Below are 21,469 nucleotides of genomic sequence, written 5' to 3' on the forward strand. Positions count from 1 at the left end.
AAGGCTCTGTTTTAGCAGAGTGTTGATATATGAATAAGCAAAGTGAGCCAAGTAATTGAACTTAGGAATGCTAAAATGAGATAATATATAAATTATATATAAAAACTATTAAAGTAAAATTTAAAATTAAGATAGACTTACTATAATATGGCATAGTATTATAGTAAATAATATGAGAATATAAGAGTAGTATAGTTTAAATTATTATAGTAATTGTATTGTAATAAGAAGTTTTATTATATAAAAGATTGAAAATATGAGGGAGGATTTATATGTTAACAAAAAGCATTGTATCACAGGTATTAGCAAGATGCTTAGTAACTGGGGGGGATTTTGCAGAAATTTTTGAAGATGATTCTGTAAATAATTCCATATCATTAATAGATGGAAAAGTAGAGGATGCTATAGGTGGAAGAAACTATGGTATTGGAATTAGAATTTTTAAAGGATTAAAGAGCGTATATGCATATACAAATAATAATAGTTTAGATTCTTTATTAGAAACAGCTTATAGAGCAGCATTAGCTTTAGGGAATGCAAATGAAAAGGAAAAGAATATTATAATAAATGAGAAAAAGATACAAACAATACATCCAATAATGTTTTATCCTAAGGATGTAAATTATAATAAAAAAATAGATATTTTAAAGTTAGCTTATAATAGTGCTAAAAATTATAATAGTGAAATTTCACAGGTTATAACAAGCTATGGTGATAAGGAACAAAATATTTTAATCGCTAATAGTGACGGATTATATATAGAAGACAAAAGAATAAGAACACGACTTGGAATAAATGCTATAGCATCTAAAGGATCAGAGAATCAAACAGGATTTGAGGGGCCAGGAAGACATATGGGAATTGAAATGTTTGAAAATATAGATCCTGAATATCATGGAAAAGAAGCAGCAAGAATAGCTCATACAATGCTTCATGCAAAAAATTGTCCAGCAGGTAATATGGCTGTTGCAATAGATAATGGATTTGGTGGAGTAATATTCCATGAGGCATGTGGTCATGCATTAGAAGCGAGTTCTGTTGCTAAAGGTAATTCTGTTTTTGCTAATAAATTAGGACAGCAAATAGCATCAACTAAAGTAACAGCTATAGATGATGGTACAATACCTAATGCTTGGGGATCACTTAATATAGATGATGAAGGTAATAAAACTCAAAAAAATATTTTAATTGAAAATGGTATATTAAAAGGATATATGATTGATAAATTAAATGGTAGAAGAATGAATATGAAACCAACTGGTAGTTCTAGAAGACAGAGTTATAAATATCAACCGACTTCAAGAATGACTAACACGTATATAGCAAATGGGACAGATAACCCAGAGGAGATAATTAAATCAATTTCAGATGGTTTATATGCTAAGAAGTTAGGCGGAGGCTCAGTTAATCCTGTAACTGGAGAATTTAACTTTGCTGTACAAGAAGGATATTTAGTTAAGAATGGTGTTATTAAGGAACCAGTAAGGGGTGCAAGTCTTATTGGAAAAGGTAGCGAAGTTCTTATGGACATTGATATGGTGGGTAATAATTTAGAATTAGCTCAAGGAATGTGTGGTTCTTCTTCAGGAAGTATTCCAACTAATGTAGGTCAACCTATGATTAGAGTTAAGAAAATGACAGTTGGGGGTAGATAGTACATGGAATTTAATTTGTTTAAAGAGAAATTAATGAGTAAAGCTAAAAAATCAGGATTTGATGAATGTGAAATATATTATTCTGATGCAGAAAGTTTAAGTATAAATATTTATGATGGAGACGTTGAAAAATATAAATTAAACAATTCATTTGGATTATCATTTAGAGGAAAAATAAATGATAAAATGGGATATTCATATACAGAGATATTAGATGAAAATTCTATAGATACTCTTATAGAAAATGCTAAAAGTGCAGCTTTAGTTATAGAAAATGATGATACTCAATTTATATATGACGGTGATAGTCAGTATAATGAAATCAATTGTTATAAGGATGAATTGGATAATATAAAACCTGATAAGCTTATAAAATTAGCTTTAGAAATGGAAAGTGAATGTAAAAAGCAATGTGATAAAGTCGTTAATTTTGGTGGCTGCGGAATAGGATATGGAAAATCTAGTTATGGAATATTAAATTCAAAGGGTTTGGATTTATCAACTTCAAGAAATCACTTAACAGCTTACGTAGTTCCAATAATTGAAGATAATAATGAAAAATATGATGGCATGGGATATGTTATTGCAAAGGGAGAATCTGATATTAATCCAGAAAAATTAGCTAAAGATGGACTAGAAGAGGCTCTTTCAAGAATTGGTGGAAGAAGCATAGAATCAGGAAAATATAAAGTGGTTATAAATAATGAAGCTATGGTATCATTACTTGGAACTTTTTCAGGAATTTTTAATGCTGAACAAGCACAAAAAGGACTATCTTTATTAAAAGGTAAAGAAGGAGAAATTATAGCTTCAGATAAAGTAACGTTAATAGATGATCCTCATCTTGAAGATGGACTTGGAACAACGGCATTTGATGATGAAGGTGTTGCAACTTATAAAAAAGAAGTTATAACTAATGGGAAACTAAATACATTATTATATAATTTAAAGACAGCACATAAGGCTAATGTTAAATCTACAGGTAATGGATTTAAATCATCTTATGCATCAATAGTAGGGATTAGTCCAACAAATTTTTATATAAAACCAGGAAAGAAAAACTTTGAAGACATATGTAAAGAGGTTAATAACGGAGTAATAATAACTGAATTTGCGGGCCTTCATTCTGGTGCTAACTCCGTTACTGGAGATTTTTCTTTAGCATCTAAGGGATTTATGATTGAAAATGGAAAGAAGACATTCCCAATAGAACAAATTACAGTAGCAGGAAACTTCTTTACACTAATTAAAGATGTAGAGGAAATAGGAAGTGATTTAAAATTCCCTATGAGTAGCGTAGGTTCACCATGCGTTGTTATAAAGGAATTATCAATAGCAGGAAAATAAATAATATATTGTCTTATAAAGTAAATTCCAATGCCACTATGCAATTATACTAAAATATTAACATTTATTTAAAAAGATATTAATAATATAGTAGATTTATTGAATAGACATAAAAAATAGAAGGACTAATTTTGTAGTCCTTCTATTTTTTATTTAGCTATGTTTTGAATAGGTGTCAAAAAGATAGCCTAATTATATAGAGTATTATTTTTTAAAGTAATTTGCCCTTATCATTTTATCTGATAAATCTAATATTTTTTTGTATGTTTCTTTGTCTTCATCAGAAAGGGTGTTTTGATCTTTTATTGTACCATCTGTTAAGATTGAAAATGATTTATTTGTATTTAGCAGATTTCTTCCTAAAGCAGTGTCTTGATATTTTTCTTTATCGATGCCAAGCATATAAAGTAAAGTTGGCATAACATCAATTTGTCCACCATATAAATCAAAAGTTTTACCTGTTTTTATAGAAGTATCATAAATTACAAGAGGAACTACAGGATTACCAGTATCTAAATACCAATCTTCTTTATTAGATAACTTTTCAATTCCATTATTATAATATTTATGAACTCCTGTGTGATCGCCCATAATAGCTATTACACTATTTTCTAATAATCCTTCACTATCTAGTAATTTTAAGAAGTTACCTATTTGAGCATCTGTATAGTGTAAACTTTCAAAATATCCACCTAATTCACTAGCATCTAATTCAGGATCAAGTCCTAATTCTCTATAATCTTTTGGTATATCAAATGGGCCGTGACTTGTTAATGTTACTGTTAGACCATAAAATGGATTAGATTGTTCTTTTAACATTGGAACAACTTGCTTAAAGTAGCTTCCATCACTTATTCCCATTCCAATTGTTTCATCTGCATTGAATGAATAGTAATCATTAAACTTATCAAATCCTATTCCTTTAAGTCCAGCAGAATAATTCCAAAATGATCCTTTATCAGGATGTATAGCAATATTACTATATCCCTCTTCTTCTAATATATTAGGTAAAGAGTTGTAAGTAGCATTTGGATATCTAAAGAAAGTACTTCCTCTTCTTAATGGAAGCATAGATGTATTAACCATTAAGTCACTATCAGAGCTTGTACCTTCATTAACTTGTTCAAATACATTAGGGAAATAGAAACCATCAGATGTTAATTTGTTCAATACAGGGGTAATTTCTTTTCCATTAATACTTTTGTTTATAACAAAGCTTTCTAAAGATTCAACTTGAATGTAAATTAAATTTTTACCTTTAGATATACCAAAATAATCATTGTTAGGTAAGTTTTCATTTTTCATTTCAAATAATTTATTTAAATTATTTTCATCTTCAGCTGTGAATTTATATGGTTTTGAATCACGATAAACAGTATATAAGTCAAATACATGATATCCTATTGGTGAAAAATATCTAGCTGTATTTGTTGGATCGTAATTATCATATAAATAAGCGTCCTTAACATCTTTATTATTTAGAATATGTATATTAAAAGGAACATAAGCTATAAATAATATTGGCATAATAAAAGTTACAAGGAAAGTTTTAATTGCTCTTTTATTTATTTCAGATACATATTTTCTAGTAAAGTAAACATAAATTCCTAGTACAAATAAATCTATTATAAAGATAAAGTCTAAATGACTAAACATAGAATATATTGCACCAGATAAATTATCTAAATTTGCTGTTTGAGTAGCAATAAGAACAGAAGGAACTGTTAAAAATCCTCTGAAATAACAAACATCTAAGACAATAACTGCAGTTAATAAAATGTTTATTATGAAAATATATACTATCCTTGCTTTTCCTTTAAATAAAAGTGAAAAACTTATGAATATTAAGACGAAAGCTAGATAATAATTTAAGAATGGTCTAGCATATTCATAACCAACATTATAATCAAAACTATAAGGATTGATTCCTGTAATGAATCCTTGAAAGAATATACATTTAAGTACTATAGCAACTAATGGAAATAAAAATAATATTAATTGGTTTAGTGTATTTTTATTAAGTACATTAATAATTTTATTTTTGTAAGAATGCATAAATTCACCTCAATCTACGAATTAATAAAAAAATGATAAAATTAATACAATAATTATTATCAAAGAGTTAACATCTTATATTATACATAAATACATAAATCAAACAACCCATATAAAATTAAACATGATATAATTATCTTATCTTAATTTTATACTTAATATAAACTAAGGGGGAGAAATTTTATGAAAGAAATAGATTGCAGAGGTTTGTCTTTTCCTAAAACTATAAGAATGGTAAAAAAATATTTCAATTCTATAGGAGAAGGTGAAGCAATAGTTATTATAGAAAAACAATCTGATAATTCTAATATAGTTAATTTTGCTATGAATTTAGGATATCATGTAGATGTAGAAGAAAATGATGAAAATGTTCAGGTATTTATAGAAAAAAGAGGATGTTTAGAGGCAATAGATGAAACTGTATTTTCAGTTTTAATAACATCAGATAAGTTTGGAACAGGAGATTCTAAATTAGGAAAAATTCTATTAAATGATTATTTAAATGCATTAAGTGATGCTATAAAACTTCCTAAAAATATTATATTTTTAAATGAAGGTGTAAAAGTGTTTGAAGAATTACCAGAGAATACTGGATGGTTAGAAAATATAAAATTATTATATCAAGAAGGTGTAAGTGTATTTGTACATGATAAATCTTTAGAGTATTATAAGTTAAATATATCTAATAATTTTTCGGAAATTATCGATATGATTGATATAGTAGATATAATAAATGAATCTAATAACTTAGTAAAATTATAATATGTGATTTGTATATTTGGAGGAAATATAATGTTAGAATATGACTTAATTGTAATTGGTGGAGGAATAGCTGGTATGACTGCTGCTTTAGGTGCAGCGAGAAATGGAATAAAAAATATATTAATATTTGAGAGAGAACATAGCTTAGGAGGAATATTAAATCAATGTATTCATAATGCATTTGGTGAAAAACTCTTAGGAGAAAAAGTAACTGGACCTGAATATGTATATTTTATTGAAGAAAAATTAAAAAAATTTAATATAGATATTAAGCTTAACACAAATGTTATAGACATAGTAGATGATAAAAAAATAACTTATGTTAATTCAATAGAAGGAAGTAAAGAAGTATATGCAAAAGCAATAATACTAGCAACTGGATCAAGAGAAGTATATACAGGAAGTGTTATGGTTCCAACTCATGGATTAACAGGAATATTTACTTTAGGATCTGCACATAGATTAATTAATTTAGAAGGGTATCTTCCAGGCAAGAAAACAGTGATAATTGCTAAAAATAAATGGGGATTTTTAGTAGCTAGACGTATTTTAATTGAAGGTGGCAGTGTAGAAGCAATAATAATTGAAGATGAAATCAAAGAATTAATAGATGAAGAAATTGAAAACTTAATAGATGGATTTTCCATAGAAATTATAGAAAATTCTAGAGTTGTAGAAATTTACGGTAATAAAAGAATAAATAAAATTAAAGTACTAAATTTAAAAGAAGATGTAACTTCTAAAATAGAATGTGATTCTTTAATTTTATCAGTTGGATTTAGACCAGAAAATAAACTTGCTCAAAATTTAAAAATAGATATTAATAAAAGTACATTTGTTCCAGAAACAAAAGAGTTTGAGACTTCTAAAGAAGGAATTTTTGCTTGTGGTAATTTAATTTATGGAAAGCTAGCTCTTATAATGGAAGAAACAGATGGTATTAATTGTGGAATAAAATCAGCAGAATATATTAAAAAAATAAATTAGAAATAGCAAATAGCATTTTTATACATAAGGTCATTTCCTAAAGAATTAAGATGTATTCCATCTAAATATATATCACTATTATTTAAAGTAATTGAATAGAAATCTATAAAAGAGAGGTTATAGTTAATAGTTAAATTAATTATTTCCTCTTTTAAATTAATTAAATTTTTTTCTGCATAGCTATAAAAAGGTGAATATGAAAATAATTCATTTGCCATATTTCCTATGATTGAAGGTGGAATGCCTATGATAACATTAGAGTTGATTTCTAAAGCTTCTTGTATCATTAATTCTATATTTTCAATTATTGATTTTACAGTTCTTCCTAAAAGCAAATCATTACTACCACACATAATAAATATTTTATTAGGAGTATATTTTATTACATCTTCATAATATCTAGTAAGCATTCCTGTACTTGTATCACCATTACAGCCCTTGTTTAGTGAGGTTAAGTTTAGGCTGTTTTGAATTTTATAAACCCAGGAATCTTTTTTAGGAATACCATATCCAAAAGTTAAACTATCACCTAAAAATATTATATCTATATGTTTATTCATAAAACAAACCCACCTTTAAAATAATTTATTGAAACATTTTTTACATATCAGTGTTTTTCCACCATCTGCTTTTATGTAATCATTTGTTTTTAGTATAGTATTACAAATTGTACAAAAATTTTTGTTAGTTTCTATATCTTTATTCTTGTTAGTATTTGGATTTAATACGTTTTTCTTTATTGGAGAGTATAATTTAGGATTACCTAAAACTGATTTTTTATTTATGGAATAATTAATTTCATATTCACTTTCGGCAAATAGTTCTAATTCAAAGCGAGGATTTTCTTTATCATAATATTCCTCGACGATTATTCTAGTAATCTGAGCATCATTTATGATAAGACCACTTTTTTCTATTCCATCAAATATACTTTTTGTTATATTTATTGTGTCTGGATGACGTTTTTCACTTTTATAATAAACTTTTAGTATAGCTATTAAACTTTCTTCTAATATAATATCTGGATTTTGACTTCTAGCAATAAGAGCAATTTCTTGCTCATATATAGCATATCTATCATGATATTTACCAGAATTACTAGGTAAGATAGCACGTCCATTAGTATTATGTAATTTAAAATTTGATTTTGTTATTGGTGAACCATTAACAATTACTTTAGCATAGGTTGTCATAAAAACTCCTTAATATTTATATAAATTTCATTAAAATATAATTATACTATATAAAAATATATAGTATAATGGTAACTTATACAATAATCAAAAATTGATAATATATGTTAGATACAGTATAATATTTGTGTTAATCTGTATTTGAACATAATGTTTTAATAATAGAATATGTTTTAAGTATGTGTTGATATATACAATAAGAAAATTGATATTAGCTTAATTACTCAGTTTATTTTGCTTATGTATATATCACACTCTTATAAAATATAACTAATAAATATAGATTTAGTAATTGAATTAAATAAAAGAGGTATTTAATTATGGATAAAAAATTAATTTTAGCAATAGAATCAAGTTGTGATGAAACTTCAGCAGCAGTTGTTGTTAATGGAAGAGAAGTTTTATCTAACGTTATATCTACACAAATAGATACTCATAAAAAATTTGGTGGAGTGGTACCAGAGGTTGCATCTAGAATGCATATTGAAATAGTAGATTATGTAGTGAAAAAAGCTTTAGAGGATGCATGTGTTTCTTTAGATGATATTGATGCCATAGGTGTCACTTATGGACCAGGCTTAATAGGGGCACTTTTAGTTGGACTTCAATATGCTAAAGGATTGGCTTTTGCAGCTAAAAAACCATTAATTGGAGTAAATCATATAGAAGGTCATATGTGTGCAAACTTCATACAATATAAGGACTTAGAGCCACCATTTATATCTTTAGTTGTATCAGGAGGACATACTTTTATAGTTTCTGTTAATGATTTTTGTGATTTTGAAGTTATAGGAAAAACTAGAGATGATGCAGTAGGAGAAGCATACGATAAGGTAGCAAGATCTTTAGGACTTGGATATCCAGGAGGTCCTAAAATTGATAAATTAGCAAAAGAAGGAGATCCTAATGCTATTTCTTTCCCAAGAGCTAAGTTCCATGAAGACACATTAGATTTTTCGTTTAGTGGAGTAAAATCTGCTGTATTAAATTATTTGAATAAAGCTAAGATGAAGGGGATTGAAGTTAACAATGCTGATGTAGCTGCTTCATTTCAAAAAGCCGTTATAGATGTTTTAAAAGATAATGTATTTTTAACTTGTAAGAAAAAAAATGTTAATAAAATAGCTATAGCAGGTGGTGTTGCATCTAATTCTTGTTTAAGGGAAACTCTAAAAAAAGAGGGTGCATTAAAAAATATTGAAATTTTATTTCCAGAGCCAGTATTATGCACAGATAATGCAGCTATGATAGGAAGTGCAGCATATTTTAATTATGAAAAAAATTATGTTTCTTCTTTTGATATAAATGCAAAGCCTAATTTGAAGTTGGGAGAACGTTAAATATGAATTTATTGCCTCATTCGAATGGATTTCAAAGAATTAAATCACCTAAATTTAATTTATTAGATTTTTTAAGAAGAGCATTAATTATCATAATTGTTTTTCTTATAACTGGCTTTTTAGTGCAATCCATAAGCAATTTTATTGCAAATGAAAAATTAAAGGCAAGTTTAAAATATGTTAGAGTAGAGACTAAGAAATTAGAATATAAAATTAAGGGAACAGGATCATATACTATAGTCTTTGATGGAGGAATTGGGAGTAACATATATCAATGGGATGAAGTTTGTAAAAAACTAGAACGTGATGCTGATGTTAAAACATTTGTATATAACAGAAAAGGATATGGATTTAGTGATTCTGGTGAACGAAGAACACCAGAGGAACAAGCAGAAGATTTGAAAAATTTATTAAAAAAATCTGGTGCTAGCGAACCATATGTATTTGTTAGTGAAGAATATGGAAGTTTAATTTCTATGAATTTTACAGAAAAATATCCAGAACTAGTAGCAGGTCTTGTCTTGATAAATCCATTATCTTATGATTTAGTGAACAGTAAAGAATATTCAGAATCTATAAAGTGGCAGTACTATAAATCTAAATTAAGATTTATAGGAAGTTATTTTTATATTACAGAGTTAAGTGACAAATTAGGATTAATAAAAAGCAATATTGATATAGAAGATTTACCTAATGGAGCAAAAGAAGAAATTAATATACATAAAAATAAAAAAAATTATACTAAGGCAATATATGATGAGATAGGAAACTTATGTAAAAAAGATATTAATACAAAGATTGATAACATAATAAAAATTAAACCAACATATATAATAAGCAATAACATTACTTCTGAATCAGATGAAGTTATAGAGAATTCTTTATTAACAGTATATAAGTCTTCAATATTGAGCAGTCCATATGCATTACATGATCAACAAAGTATTGTGGATGGCGTTAATAATATAATAAAAAAGGCAAAAAAAATAGAAAAAGTTAATTCATAAAACTAATATTAAGATTATTAAATAATAAATGAAAAATATGGGATATTAATATGTAGTACATATATTAATGTCCCATATTCTTATATTGACATTTTTCTGACACAAAATAACTTTATACTAAGAGTGTAAGATAAATATAAAAATTTTAGGAGGAATTTATTATGGATAATAAAGAGAATTTTATAGATGTAAATGAAAATGAAATTAAATATACAGATGAGAGTTTTATAGACAATAATATAAAAAAAAAAAAGAAAAAAAGAAAAAAAACAATTGCCAGTGTAGCAACTTCATTAGTAATTGCATTAGTTGGTGGAATTTTCGGTAGTGGAATAACGTACTTATTAGTTAAAGATAATATTTCTGCTGCACAATATAAAAATTATTCCCCATCAATATTTACTCAAGAAACATCTTCAGGGACACTTTCTACAACGGAAGCATTTAATAAAGTAGCACCTGCAGTTGTAATTGTATCTACAAAAGGATTATCAAATTCTGGATTTTTTCCACAAGAAGTTGAGGGAATTGGATCTGGATTTATTATAAATGAGGATGGTTATATATTAACTAATAATCATGTTATAAAAGGTGCAAATGAGGTAAAAGTTACGTTAAGTGATGGAAAAGAAGTTAATGCAACAGTAGTAAATTATGATGAAGCAAAAGATGTTGCAATGATTAAAGTCGAAGATGGAACTAAGGTTCCAGCAGTTGCTGAACTAGGAGATTCTGATGCTTTATTCCCTGGAGATCAAGTTATAGCAATTGGAACACCTCTTTCAAAGGAGTTTGCACAAACACTTACACAAGGTGTTATAAGTGCTGTAAATAGAAATGTAGCAAGTGAAAGTGGAACTAGTGTTAATCTTATACAAACAGATGCAGCTATAAACCCAGGTAATAGTGGTGGACCATTAGTTAATTCTAAAGGTCAAGTTATAGGAATAAATTCAATGAAAATAGGTACTCAATTAAGTGGAACTAGTGTTGAAGGTATGGGATTTGCAATTCCAATAAATGAAGTAAAAGAAAAGATGGATTCATTATCTAAGCCTATATTAAATTTAGGAATACAAGTAAGAGAGATTGATAATAATCTTGCTAAAAGATATGATTTACCAGAAGGAATATATGTAGCAGGTGTTGAAGAATTTTCACCAGCAGAAAAATCAGGAGTAAAAGTTGGAGATGTAATAACTAAATTTGATGGAAAAAACATTACAAAATTTAATGAATTAAAAGAATTAAAGTCAGGAAAAGAAGTAGGAGATAAAGTTAAAATTCAGGTTGTAAGAGACGGAAAAAATGTTGATTTAGAAATTATATTAGAAGAAAAATCTAATTAGTTTATTCCAAATGCTATGTTTAATTTTTTAATTAAGCATGGCATTTTTTAATATATATACTTATTTTATAAGAGAAAAAAATAAATACTGTATAAAATATTCACAAAATGGAAGCTTTAGTCATATTTTATTATCATAAATAAACTTTTGGAGGTAAAAATAATGAGCGGAAGAATAAGTGTATGTTCTATTTGTCCTAGAGAAAATGAACAGATTGATGCGGTAATTAGATTATCAAAAGATAGAAGAAGTTGTATTTATGGAACAGTAATAGATGAAAATGGCGCTGCTGTAGCTGATGCAGTAGTTAAATTATTACAAGTTACTGGATGTGGACAAAAAACCCCAGTTCCATTAACTCACACTTTTACTGATAAATACGGTCAATTTTTACTTGGACCTTTATGTCCAGGTAAAAGATATATGTTAAAAGTATACAAAGATAATGTTTCAATTAGATACGCTCCACTAGATGTTGATTGTTATGAAGGATCTTGTATAGGCGTAAATGGTACAAGTGATGATTCAGAAGATAATTCAAGTGGCTGTGGAAGCAATCATAGTCATCATTGCAGATAGATAATTTCTAATTGTAATTAAGAAACTAACTTAGAATTAATTATGCTAGGAAAATAGATTATTATAGTTGAGTTTTGTTTATAAAAAGTCTTCTTTTATAATAAAGGAGACTTTTTATGTTATACTTAATATTGATTCCATATAAAAGAATTGTTAGTATTAGATAGACTTTTTATTACGTCTAAATTTGAAATATTTATACCATTAACTGGGACAAAGCTTAGATGTTTAGAATTTAAATACTCTTAGCAATAATTTATACAATAAGGAGTATTATGGATTTTAGTTATTTAATTTAAATATGGAGGAAAAACATGAATAATATAGTATTAAGTATTATAGCATTTTTCTTTTTAATTGGTGCTATTGACTATATAGAAGGAGATAAATTAAAAGTATCTAGTTACTTTGAAGAAGGCATAAAAACAATGGGATCGCTTGCTATATCTATGGTTGGTATATTGTCTTTAACACCATTTTTAGCTGAGGTTTTAACTAACTTTTTAACACCAATAGCACAAAAACTATCTTTAGATGCATCTATATTTCCAGCAAGTCTAATAGCAATTGATATGGGTGGTTTTAATTTATCTAATGAATTAGCATTATCTAATTCTATGGGGAATTTCTCAGGGATATTAATGTCATCAATTTTAGGCTGTACTATTAGCTTTACTTTACCATTAGCTGTAGGTTTAGTGAAACAAGAAATGATGGAAATAGTATTTAAGGGGATTTTATGTGGAATTATAACAATGCCTTTAGGTTTATTTATTGGAGGAATAATGTTAAGGGTACAAGTGTACACTTTAATTTATAACTTACTTCCTGTAATATTACTCTCAATAATTTTAACATTAGGTATAATTTTTAGACCCAAAAAACTAATAATAATTTTTAAATATTTAGGAAAAATGATAATGTTTATAAGTATAATAGGATTAATCATACAAGGGGTATATTCTATTTCAGGAATAAAGCTTTTAAATAATATTATGCCTATTGAAGAAGTAATCACTATTGTTGGAAGAATAGCTCTGTTTTTAGGCGGTGCATATGTGATGTTAGAAGTAATAAAAAGATCATTAAGCAAACCTTTAAGTAGAATAAGTAAACTTTTTAATATCAATTTGAATTCTATTGCTGCACTTATTGGAAGTTTAGCTTCAGCAATTGTTATATTTTCAAATTTCGATAAACTAGATGATAGAGGTAAAATTATTTGTACAGCATTTTCAGTTGGAGGTGCGTATGTACTTGGAGGTCAAATGGGGTATGTATCAAGTGTAGCTCCAAAGTTATTGTCTATATATATTTTTATAAAATTACTTTGTGGTATATTAGCAGTACTTTTTGCTTTAACTTATTTAAAATATGAGCAAAAGTATAAAAAATAATGTTAAATATTTAGAGGTGTGAATAATGAGAAATATACTTAAATATTGCTTAACTTTTTTTGTAACTGTAATTATCATTATATCTTGTGTACTTTACATCCAAGATGATAATACTCCAAAAGTTAAGGGGTACATAAATGTTTTTGTAAAAGAAGATTCATATGAATACTTAAAGCAATGCAGTGATAAATTCATGGAAGATAATAATAAAGTTCATATAGAGATTAATAGTATTGATGATTATAGTGAAACATTAAACAAGGAAAAATATAATAAGTATAAATCTACTGATATATTATTATTAAATAGATTAGAATTTGAAAATTTAAATGAAAATAATAATATTAAATATAAGGATATGAAAAAAATTTTAGATACATATTCTAAAAATTTTTCAAAGTCCAGAATAAATCAAGTTAGAATAGATGATAAATTAATGGGAGTTCCATTAAACTCCAAACCAATGGTATTATATATAAGAACTGATATGTTAAGAGAGTATGGCTATAGTAGTGATGATATTAACACTTGGGATGATTTTATAAAATTAGGTGTTGATATATATAACAAAAGCAATGGCACTGTTCAGATTCTAAATGCTACAGGAAGTGATTATGAGGACTTGGTTAGCTTGATTATTATGCAATATATAGATGAGGACAAGACAGAAGATGTTATAAAAAATGAAGTTAAAGAAAGAATAGATACTCTTAGAAATAATAATATATTAAATTTAAATAGTGATGGAAAATTCTTGGCTAGGATATCTTCAATTGATGCAATGAGAGAGCTTAAAGCATTGGATGTAGAGTGTGAATGGACTGCAATCAATCCCCCAAGCATAAGTTTAGGAACTAATAGATTTTATTGTGAAGAAGGAGATAATTTAATAGTTTTAGATGATGAGCAAGAAAATGCTGAATTAGTAGAAAAATTCATAACATATTTAATAACTAATACGAAAGTGTCAATGGATTATATTCAAGAAGGAAAGTTTTTTTCTAGTTTTCTTTATACTTATAAAAATATAAAAACAGAAGATACAATTAAAAATTTCACAGGAAAAAGCCCTCTCGTTGTAATGAGCAACATAGAAGAGAGAGCTCCAATTATGAAACAATATGATAAATATATTAAAATAAAAAATGAACTTTTAGATTAAGCTTAAGATTGTATAATTTTTTTATAAGCATCTAATGTTTTTATTGCTGTTTGCCTCCATGTAAATTGGAGGCTTCTATTATATCCTTTTTTTGATAATTCAGCTTTCAAACTATCATTATTCAGGACTTCAACCAATGAATTTTTTAAAGATTCTTCATCATAAGGGTTAATAAGTATTGCATCATTGGAAGTTACCTCAGGAATTGAAGAGAGAATGGAGGATATTACGGGAGCTCCACAACTCATCGCTTCTAATGGAGGCAGTCCAAAACCTTCATAAAAAGAAGGATATAAAAACACGTCACATGCATTGTAAAAAATAGGCAATAAATCATCGCTTACATATCCAGGGAAAATAATATTATCTTCTAAATTATTGGTTTTAACAAAATCTAATAATTTTTCACCCTCATCTTTTAATCCACCAACTAAAACTAATTTATAGGGCTTTTTAAAATCTTTATATGTTTTCATATATGCTTTGATAACTCCTAAAACATTTTTTCTTGAACTAAATCCACCTATATACAAAGCAAATGGCTGATTTATATTAAATTTTGTATTTAAATAATTTTTACAATTTATTTTATTTAAAAGTTTAAACTTAGAGTTAGCTGCAAGTGGAGTTACAAATATTTTATCTTCAGGATAACCATTAAAAAACTTTAATATATCTTTCTTTGAATATTCAGAAACTGTAAGTATACCATCTGAATTATAAATGATTTCAGGCATATCTTTAAGAAAGCGTTCCAAATATCCTTTTCCAACTGTTTCAGGCATTATATAAGGAATTAGGTCATGTATAGTAACCACATTTTTATATGCATTAGAATATTCCAACCCAATTCCATTTTGAGGAATATGATAAAGATCTATCTTCTTTTCTTTTAATATATTTGGAATATAATATTTTTCATAAAAACTAGAATGTTTTCCTGAAGAATATATAATATCTGTGTTTTTATTAATAAAGTCTTTATTAAATTTTCCAGAACAAAATAAAGTGAAATTATCTTCAAAATTTACAGATAACATATTAGATATAAGATTGTTAGTGTAAGTTCCTATACCTGTCCCCTGATGTAATGTAGAACTACGAGCATCTATAGCAATTTCCATAAAACACCTCTTAACATACATATATAACTAAGATATTAAATTAACTTGGTTTTTGTGAATACAAAATTAGTTGTTTTATATCTACTAAATCACAATAAATTATTAAATAACATACAATAAAAAGAATAATATTTTTGGGGAATTTTATGAAAAATAATGATATGGTATTAAAAATAAAGGATTATATTGAAGAAAATTATGAAATAGAAGTAGATAATTTAGAAAAAGTTAAAAATAGTTATAAGGTAATATCAAAAGATAAAGGTTATTCTATAAAAATTATAAAGTATAATTTTGAACACTTTTATTTTATTTTGTCTGCAATTAAACATCTACAGCAAAATAAATTTAGTAAGATTCCTGAATTTATTAGGACTAAAAATGGTAAAGAATATATTAGTTTAGATGGAAAATATGCATATTTAACAGAATGGATACCATCTAGAGTAAGCAATTATGACAATCCATTTGAACTGGCTAAGGTGTCTAATAAATTAGCAGAATTACATGAGTGTAGTAAGAATTTCACAATAAATGATAAGATGCAACCTAGGATAGGTTGGTTTTCTTGGGAAGATGTATTTAAAACAAGATCTAATGAAATATTAGATTTTAAAAATAGGATAAGTCAAAAGGCTAATAAGTCAGATTTTGATTTATTATATTTAAAAAATATAGATAAAGAATTAAAAAGAGCAGAAAAAAGTATTGAAGGTTTAAAAAGAAATAATTATATGGAGATAATGAAGAAAGAAGTATTTAAATCAGGATTTTGTCATCATGATTATGCAAATCACAATATTTTAATTGATAACAATAATGAAATTAATATAATTGATTTTGATTATTGTATACTAGATTCTCATTTACATGATTTATCATCTCTTTGTATAAGAAGTATGAAATATGGAAAATGGGAAGATAAAAAAGCAGATTTAATATTAAAAAATTATGAGGATATAATTGAATTGAAAAAAGAAGAAATTCCATTAATGAGAGAATTTATTAGATTTCCACAATGCTTCTGGCAGTTAGGAATACAAGTATATTGGGAACAACAATCTTGGGGAGAAGAATTTTTTATTAATAAATTAAATAAATACTTAGACGATTGTTATGAAAGAGAAGCATTTATAGAGGATTACTTCAAAGGAGGAGATTAAAATAGAAGAATTAGATATAATGCAATATTTAAATAGTAAGGGAATAGATGTTGCGGGGAAGTATTTTGAATATGATAAAAATATAACCAATAAAAAAGCTATAGATCAAGTAAAAACAATGGTTAATCTCCAAAAAATTTTATTAGGATATAATAATGAATCTTTGATTAGAATTAAGAGTACTATAGGAAAAGAAATTGAGAGTTATAAGGTTCAAATAAGAAGATTACAAAGAGATTATGAGAATATAATGAATAGAGGAATAGAGAATGATTTTGAAAAATTAATTATTTCAGATGGTAGAAGATTATTAAACCAAGCAAATGATGTAATAAATTATATATACTCTCATAATTATTTTGGAATTATAGAAAGAAGCATGAATAGAGAAGAATTATGTATTGGAAGGAGTGATCAAGGAAATTTAAGATTTAATGGAAATATTCAAATAGGAAGTCTGAAGTATATGTCATATAACTTAGTAGAAGAAGATTTATATAAATATATAAAAAGAATTAAAAGAAAAAATAATTGTATAGATGAAGAAAAATTGATAAAAGTTTTTGTATATGAATCACATTTATCTAATTACAGTATAAATTATTTGAGAGCATTGTGTAGTTTTCCAAGAGATACTTTAAAAATATGGGAAAAGTATAGAGTCAATAAAAAATTAAAAACATATGAAGAATTTTCAAAACAATTTAAAAATAGTATAGATTATGAAAGTAAAATATTTATCTGATAGTGAATATATACAATATTTTTATTTTTACTAAGCAAGAATGCTAGAAGATACAATAATGGAGTTGTTTCTTTATTTGTAGGGAGGATGTAAATGAATAGGATTAGATATGCTGAGAGGAATTCTCTATGTGATTACGATTTGAGTTTTGAATTTTTTAATGAATTAGGAATTAACATAAACGATATAAGTCCAGTAAGAAATGTATTTATAATATACACCGATAATGGTAATAAAATTTTAAAAAAAGTAGACTGTAATGAAAAAAAATTAACTTTAATTAATGAATCGTTAAATTATATAAAAGATAAGTATAATAATATAATAACTTATAGTGAGTTTGAAAATGGTTCAATATATAAGAAGTGGAAAGATAAAACTTATGTTGTAATGGACTTATTAGACGGAAGAGAAGCATGTTTTACAAACCCTTTAGAGATAAAATTATGTGCTAAGAATATTGCATTAATGCATAAGGCTTCTAGTGGTATTAGAGAAGAATTAATAAAAAAGTTAAATGAAGATTTTTTAGATGAATCATTGGAGTGGAAATTTGAGAAGGCATATGATGAACTTAGCTTTTTAAAAGAACTAGTAAGTAAATATAAATATAAGAACGAATTTGATAATTTATTTATTAATAATGTTGATAAATATTTGCAAGATATTATAGTTGTTAAAGAATTGCTTTCAAAAAGCAAATATACTGATTTGAGAAAAAATGGACAAACCATATCATTATGTCATAATGATTTGGCATATCATAACTTCTTAATAAAAAAAGAGGATGTAAGTATAATAGACTTTGATTTTTTAACTATAGATTTAAGAATAATGGATATAGCAGATTTTATATTAAAATCTATAAAAAATTCTGCATTTGATATTGATAAGATGTTATTAGCAATAAATTCTTATGAAGAAGTTTTACCTTTGATGGAAGAAGAAAAGGAAATATTATATATACTATTATATTTTCCTAGAGATTTTTATAATATATCAAGAGATTATTATTACAAGAGAAAGAAATGGGATTATGAAGTTTATTTAAATAGATTTAATTCAAAATTAAATAATGAGCAATTTAGAAAAGATTTTATAGAAGAATATAAAAGTTATGTTTTATCAGAATGTTGATATATGTACAATCATAGTGGACGGAGCAATTAAAATAAAAACAACTAAAAGCTGCCTCAAAATTACTTGAGACAGCTTTTTAAGTGCATATGTTTAAAAATATTATTGATATTGTAAGAAAGTTTTTATGTAATATAAATTCAAAGTTAAGAAATGAATATTACATAAACTTAATTACAATATCAACCTTTATTAGACATGCCAATTTACTTTCGTGAAATTTTATTTTCAAATAATATTGATTTATAAGCATTTATAGTTTCATAAGCAGTTTTATTCCATGAGAATTTAGAACTTCTCTTTAAACTTTTATTAACCATAGTTAATTTTAAAACACTGTTTTCTAGCACTCTTTGGATGTCATAAGACAATTCATCTATATTATGAGGATCTATTAATAGAGCAGACTCATAACATACCTCTGGAAGAGATGTAACATTAGATACTATAACAGGTGTACCACAAGCCATACACTCTAACGGAGGAAGTCCAAATCCTTCATAAAATGATGGATAAACTAAAACTTCAGTTGCATTGTAAAATACAGGCATATCTTCAAGAGGAATAAAACCAGTGAATATTACATTAGATGATACTCCTAATTTTTCAGCACGTTCTTTATATCTAAAATATGATTGACCTTTCTTTCCTACAATAACAAGCTTAGTTTTTTCCATTGTGCTATAAGGAAGTTTAGAGTATGCATCAATTAATCCTAATATGTTTTTTCGTGGACTAAATCCACCTACATAAAGAATAAAATTATCATCTATATTGTATTTTTCACTAATTATTTTTTTGCATTGACATTTACTTAATGGTCTATAAATTTCTTCCGCTGCAAGAGGAGTAACATATATATTTTCTTTTGGAAAATTAAATTCGTTAGCTATATCGTTTTTAGAAAACTCAGAGACCGTAATTATACCTTGGCAATTTTCTAATATACTAGGTAATTCATCATTAAAAATTCTAAGATATCTATCACTAACTGTTTCTGGCATTCTAAGTGGAATAATATCATGTAATGTAATTACTTTTTTACAATTAATATTTTTAGAAATTCCAATTCCATTTTGAGGTACATGATAAATTTCCATATCTGAGTTATTTAAAATATTAGGAACTTTAATTTCATCCCAGAAGTTATCATAATCATCGCTTGATTCTACATTTTGTATTGAAAAGTTAGCGTTTAGATTATTTAGAGAATCACACTTTGGCATAAATATTAAATAATCATTAGTGTTATCGATAGTATTTAAGCTTCTAATTAATTCATGAGTATATGTGCCAATACCAGTGCCTCTATACCATTTCGCAGCTCTGCCATCTATTCCTATTCGCATTATTTAATCCTTTCAAAGAATTTATATTAATTTATTATATTAAAAGAATATAAAAAATGTTAATAAAAGAAGTAATATGCACATATAAATTATAAAGGAGGTGAGCACTATGATGAGGGAATTTGAAATAGAAAGACAGTTCGATATTAAGATAGAAACAATTAAGGCTAATAAGGGTGTTTACTATCTTAAGACTAACAAGGGAGAACGATGTTTAAAGAGGATAAATTATGGGCCTCAAAAATTATTATTTGTATATGGTGCAAAAGAACATTTAATAAAGAATGGTTTTGGTTATTTAGATAGATATTATTTAAATGTTAATGATGAACCATATGCACTAGTAAATGAGGATTTATATACTTTATCTGAATGGTTAGAAGGCAGAGAGTGCGATTTTAGAAATATTGATGAGGTGAAAATAGCAGCGCAAACTCTTGCATATATGCATGAAGCATCTAAGGGATATGATCCACCAGAAAATTCAAAATTAAAGAGTGATTTAGGAAGATGGCCTCATTTAATGGAAAAGAGAACAAAATCTTTAGACAAAATGAAAGATATTATAAGAAAAAGAAATATAAAAAATGATTTTGATATGATATATCTAAAATCAGTAGAATTCTACAGGGAATTAGGCAAACAAGCCTTGCAAACATTAAAGGAATCAAATTACTATGAATTGTGTATGGTTGCAGAACAAGAAAAGACATTCTGTCATCATGATTTTACTTATCATAATATAATTATAGATAGTAATGAAAAGTCACATATAATAGATTTTGACTATTGCAAGAGAGAAGTTAGAACTTTTGATATAAGTAATTTTATGATAAAAGTTTTAAAAAGAGTAGATTGGAATATTGATTTTGCTAAAGCTATTATTGAATCATATAATTCAGTGTCTAAACTTAGAGATGATGAATATAAAGTCTTATATGCATACTTACAATTTCCACAAAGATATTGGAGATTGGCAAATAGGTATTATTACAATGAAGTTAATTGGGGGCAAAATACATTTACTAATAAGCTAAGTTCAATAATAGAAGAAAAAGATAAATTCTTATCATTCTTAAATGAATTTAAAAAAGAGTATACTATTGAGTAATGAATGT

The 21,469-nt window shown here is 26.2% G+C and carries 19 protein-coding genes; 14 read left to right on the plus strand and 5 right to left on the minus strand.

Going from position 1 to position 21,469, the window contains the following annotated elements; all coding sequences use genetic code 11:
* The first annotated feature begins 272 nt into the window (after positions 1 to 272).
* Positions 273 to 1,655, plus strand: coding sequence for a TldD/PmbA family protein (locus NG918_RS02550; RefSeq protein WP_252216217.1), 1,383 nt, complete (start codon positions 273 to 275; stop codon positions 1,653 to 1,655).
* Positions 1,656 to 1,658: 3 nt separating this feature from the next.
* Entirely contained in the window at positions 1,659 to 3,002 is a 1,344-nt protein-coding gene (locus tag NG918_RS02555) for a TldD/PmbA family protein (protein ID WP_252216218.1), read from the plus strand.
* A gap of 204 nt (positions 3,003 to 3,206) precedes the next feature.
* Here the strand turns inward: NG918_RS02555 and NG918_RS02560 are convergent, their stop codons facing one another.
* Positions 3,207 to 5,057, minus strand: a complete 1,851-nt coding sequence (locus tag NG918_RS02560; protein ID WP_252216219.1) for an LTA synthase family protein — start codon at positions 5,055 to 5,057, stop codon at positions 3,207 to 3,209.
* A 183-nt stretch (positions 5,058 to 5,240) separates the two neighbouring features.
* Between NG918_RS02560 and yedF the strand changes: the two genes are divergently transcribed.
* Together yedF and NG918_RS02570 are read left to right on the plus strand one after the other, a co-directional pair.
* A complete protein-coding gene (yedF, locus tag NG918_RS02565) occupies positions 5,241 to 5,819 on the plus strand; it encodes a sulfurtransferase-like selenium metabolism protein YedF (RefSeq protein WP_252216221.1) in 579 nt (192 codons plus the stop codon).
* Between the two features lie 30 nt (positions 5,820 to 5,849).
* The gene (locus tag NG918_RS02570; RefSeq protein ID WP_252216223.1) at positions 5,850 to 6,806 is read left to right on the plus strand and encodes an NAD(P)/FAD-dependent oxidoreductase; all 957 of its coding nucleotides are present in this window, start codon (positions 5,850 to 5,852) and stop codon (positions 6,804 to 6,806) included.
* On the opposite strand, the gene NG918_RS02575 is transcribed toward NG918_RS02570, so the two are convergent.
* Complete coding sequence (locus NG918_RS02575; RefSeq protein ID WP_252216226.1) at positions 6,803 to 7,366, minus strand: GDSL-type esterase/lipase family protein; 564 nt, start codon at positions 7,364 to 7,366, stop codon at positions 6,803 to 6,805. The genes NG918_RS02570 and NG918_RS02575 overlap by 4 nt on opposite strands.
* Positions 7,367 to 7,381: 15 nt before the next feature.
* Complete coding sequence (locus tag NG918_RS02580) at positions 7,382 to 7,999, minus strand: RusA family crossover junction endodeoxyribonuclease (protein WP_252216229.1); 618 nt, start codon at positions 7,997 to 7,999, stop codon at positions 7,382 to 7,384.
* Between the two features lie 320 nt (positions 8,000 to 8,319).
* Between NG918_RS02580 and tsaD the strand changes: the two genes are divergently transcribed.
* The 6 genes from tsaD (at position 8,320) to NG918_RS02610 (ending at position 14,833) form a co-directional block, all read left to right on the plus strand.
* Positions 8,320 to 9,339 carry a tRNA (adenosine(37)-N6)-threonylcarbamoyltransferase complex transferase subunit TsaD gene (gene tsaD, locus NG918_RS02585; protein WP_252216234.1) on the plus strand — a complete coding sequence of 340 codons (1,020 nt, stop codon included), beginning with the start codon at positions 8,320 to 8,322 and terminating at the stop codon, positions 9,337 to 9,339.
* Positions 9,340 to 9,341: 2 nt separating this feature from the next.
* A complete protein-coding gene (locus NG918_RS02590; RefSeq protein WP_252216237.1) occupies positions 9,342 to 10,346 on the plus strand; it encodes an alpha/beta fold hydrolase in 1,005 nt (334 codons plus the stop codon).
* Positions 10,347 to 10,507: 161 nt separating this feature from the next.
* Positions 10,508 to 11,695 carry a S1C family serine protease gene (locus NG918_RS02595; RefSeq protein ID WP_252224373.1) on the plus strand — a complete coding sequence of 396 codons (1,188 nt, stop codon included), beginning with the start codon at positions 10,508 to 10,510 and terminating at the stop codon, positions 11,693 to 11,695.
* A 162-nt stretch (positions 11,696 to 11,857) separates the two neighbouring features.
* A complete protein-coding gene (locus NG918_RS02600) occupies positions 11,858 to 12,274 on the plus strand; it encodes a carboxypeptidase-like regulatory domain-containing protein (RefSeq protein ID WP_252216243.1) in 417 nt (138 codons plus the stop codon).
* Between the two features lie 314 nt (positions 12,275 to 12,588).
* A complete protein-coding gene (eutH, locus tag NG918_RS02605) occupies positions 12,589 to 13,671 on the plus strand; it encodes an ethanolamine utilization protein EutH (protein ID WP_252216246.1) in 1,083 nt (360 codons plus the stop codon).
* 25 nt (positions 13,672 to 13,696) lie between these two features.
* Positions 13,697 to 14,833, plus strand: a complete 1,137-nt coding sequence (locus NG918_RS02610) for an ABC transporter substrate-binding protein (protein ID WP_252216249.1) — start codon at positions 13,697 to 13,699, stop codon at positions 14,831 to 14,833.
* A 2-nt stretch (positions 14,834 to 14,835) separates the two neighbouring features.
* Here the strand turns inward: NG918_RS02610 and NG918_RS02615 are convergent, their stop codons facing one another.
* Positions 14,836 to 15,957 (minus strand): glycosyltransferase family 4 protein, encoded by a 1,122-nt coding sequence (locus NG918_RS02615; protein ID WP_252216252.1) that lies wholly within the window; start codon positions 15,955 to 15,957, stop codon positions 14,836 to 14,838.
* Between the two features lie 146 nt (positions 15,958 to 16,103).
* On the opposite strand from NG918_RS02615, the gene NG918_RS02620 reads away from it, so the two are divergent.
* The 3 genes from NG918_RS02620 (at position 16,104) to NG918_RS02630 (ending at position 19,002) form a co-directional block, all read left to right on the plus strand.
* Complete coding sequence (locus tag NG918_RS02620) at positions 16,104 to 17,120, plus strand: CotS family spore coat protein (protein ID WP_252216255.1); 1,017 nt, start codon at positions 16,104 to 16,106, stop codon at positions 17,118 to 17,120.
* Between the two features lie 19 nt (positions 17,121 to 17,139).
* Positions 17,140 to 17,865 carry a spore coat protein gene (locus tag NG918_RS02625; RefSeq protein ID WP_252216258.1) on the plus strand — a complete coding sequence of 242 codons (726 nt, stop codon included), beginning with the start codon at positions 17,140 to 17,142 and terminating at the stop codon, positions 17,863 to 17,865.
* Between the two features lie 93 nt (positions 17,866 to 17,958).
* Entirely contained in the window at positions 17,959 to 19,002 is a 1,044-nt protein-coding gene (locus NG918_RS02630) for a CotS family spore coat protein (RefSeq protein ID WP_252224376.1), read from the plus strand.
* Positions 19,003 to 19,208: 206 nt separating this feature from the next.
* On the opposite strand, the gene NG918_RS02635 is transcribed toward NG918_RS02630, so the two are convergent.
* Positions 19,209 to 20,351, minus strand: a complete 1,143-nt coding sequence (locus NG918_RS02635; RefSeq protein ID WP_252216264.1) for a glycosyltransferase family 4 protein — start codon at positions 20,349 to 20,351, stop codon at positions 19,209 to 19,211.
* A 109-nt stretch (positions 20,352 to 20,460) separates the two neighbouring features.
* Between NG918_RS02635 and NG918_RS02640 the strand changes: the two genes are divergently transcribed.
* The gene (locus tag NG918_RS02640; RefSeq protein WP_252216266.1) at positions 20,461 to 21,462 is read left to right on the plus strand and encodes a CotS family spore coat protein; all 1,002 of its coding nucleotides are present in this window, start codon (positions 20,461 to 20,463) and stop codon (positions 21,460 to 21,462) included.
* Positions 21,463 to 21,469 lie beyond the last annotated feature (7 nt).

The sequence above is a fragment of the Clostridium sp. ZBS2 genome (assembly GCF_023845855.1).
In the GTDB taxonomy this organism is placed as follows: Bacteria; Bacillota; Clostridia; order Clostridiales; family Clostridiaceae; genus Clostridium; species Clostridium aquiflavi.

Excerpts from the sequence above, each read along its gene's own strand:
- NG918_RS02575 (WP_252216226.1), bottom strand. The coding sequence starts at position 7,366 with ATGAATAAACATATAGATATAATATTTTTAGGTGATAGTTTAACTTTT.
- NG918_RS02615 (WP_252216252.1), bottom strand. The coding sequence starts at position 15,957 with ATGGAAATTGCTATAGATGCTCGTAGTTCTACATTACATCAGGGGACA.
- NG918_RS02610 (WP_252216249.1), top strand. The coding sequence starts at position 13,697 with ATGAGAAATATACTTAAATATTGCTTAACTTTTTTTGTAACTGTAATT.
- NG918_RS02630 (WP_252224376.1), top strand. The coding sequence starts at position 17,959 with ATGAATAGGATTAGATATGCTGAGAGGAATTCTCTATGTGATTACGAT.
- NG918_RS02590 (WP_252216237.1), top strand. The coding sequence starts at position 9,342 with ATGAATTTATTGCCTCATTCGAATGGATTTCAAAGAATTAAATCACCT.
- NG918_RS02595 (WP_252224373.1), top strand. The coding sequence starts at position 10,508 with ATGGATAATAAAGAGAATTTTATAGATGTAAATGAAAATGAAATTAAA.
- NG918_RS02580 (WP_252216229.1), bottom strand. The coding sequence starts at position 7,999 with ATGACAACCTATGCTAAAGTAATTGTTAATGGTTCACCAATAACAAAA.
- eutH (WP_252216246.1), top strand. The coding sequence starts at position 12,589 with ATGAATAATATAGTATTAAGTATTATAGCATTTTTCTTTTTAATTGGT.
- NG918_RS02570 (WP_252216223.1), top strand. The coding sequence starts at position 5,850 with ATGTTAGAATATGACTTAATTGTAATTGGTGGAGGAATAGCTGGTATG.
- NG918_RS02620 (WP_252216255.1), top strand. The coding sequence starts at position 16,104 with ATGAAAAATAATGATATGGTATTAAAAATAAAGGATTATATTGAAGAA.
- NG918_RS02560 (WP_252216219.1), bottom strand. The coding sequence starts at position 5,057 with ATGCATTCTTACAAAAATAAAATTATTAATGTACTTAATAAAAATACA.
- NG918_RS02555 (WP_252216218.1), top strand. The coding sequence starts at position 1,659 with ATGGAATTTAATTTGTTTAAAGAGAAATTAATGAGTAAAGCTAAAAAA.
- NG918_RS02640 (WP_252216266.1), top strand. The coding sequence starts at position 20,461 with ATGATGAGGGAATTTGAAATAGAAAGACAGTTCGATATTAAGATAGAA.
- NG918_RS02550 (WP_252216217.1), top strand. The coding sequence starts at position 273 with ATGTTAACAAAAAGCATTGTATCACAGGTATTAGCAAGATGCTTAGTA.
- NG918_RS02625 (WP_252216258.1), top strand. The coding sequence starts at position 17,140 with ATGCAATATTTAAATAGTAAGGGAATAGATGTTGCGGGGAAGTATTTT.
- tsaD (WP_252216234.1), top strand. The coding sequence starts at position 8,320 with ATGGATAAAAAATTAATTTTAGCAATAGAATCAAGTTGTGATGAAACT.
- NG918_RS02600 (WP_252216243.1), top strand. The coding sequence starts at position 11,858 with ATGAGCGGAAGAATAAGTGTATGTTCTATTTGTCCTAGAGAAAATGAA.
- NG918_RS02635 (WP_252216264.1), bottom strand. The coding sequence starts at position 20,351 with ATGCGAATAGGAATAGATGGCAGAGCTGCGAAATGGTATAGAGGCACT.
- yedF (WP_252216221.1), top strand. The coding sequence starts at position 5,241 with ATGAAAGAAATAGATTGCAGAGGTTTGTCTTTTCCTAAAACTATAAGA.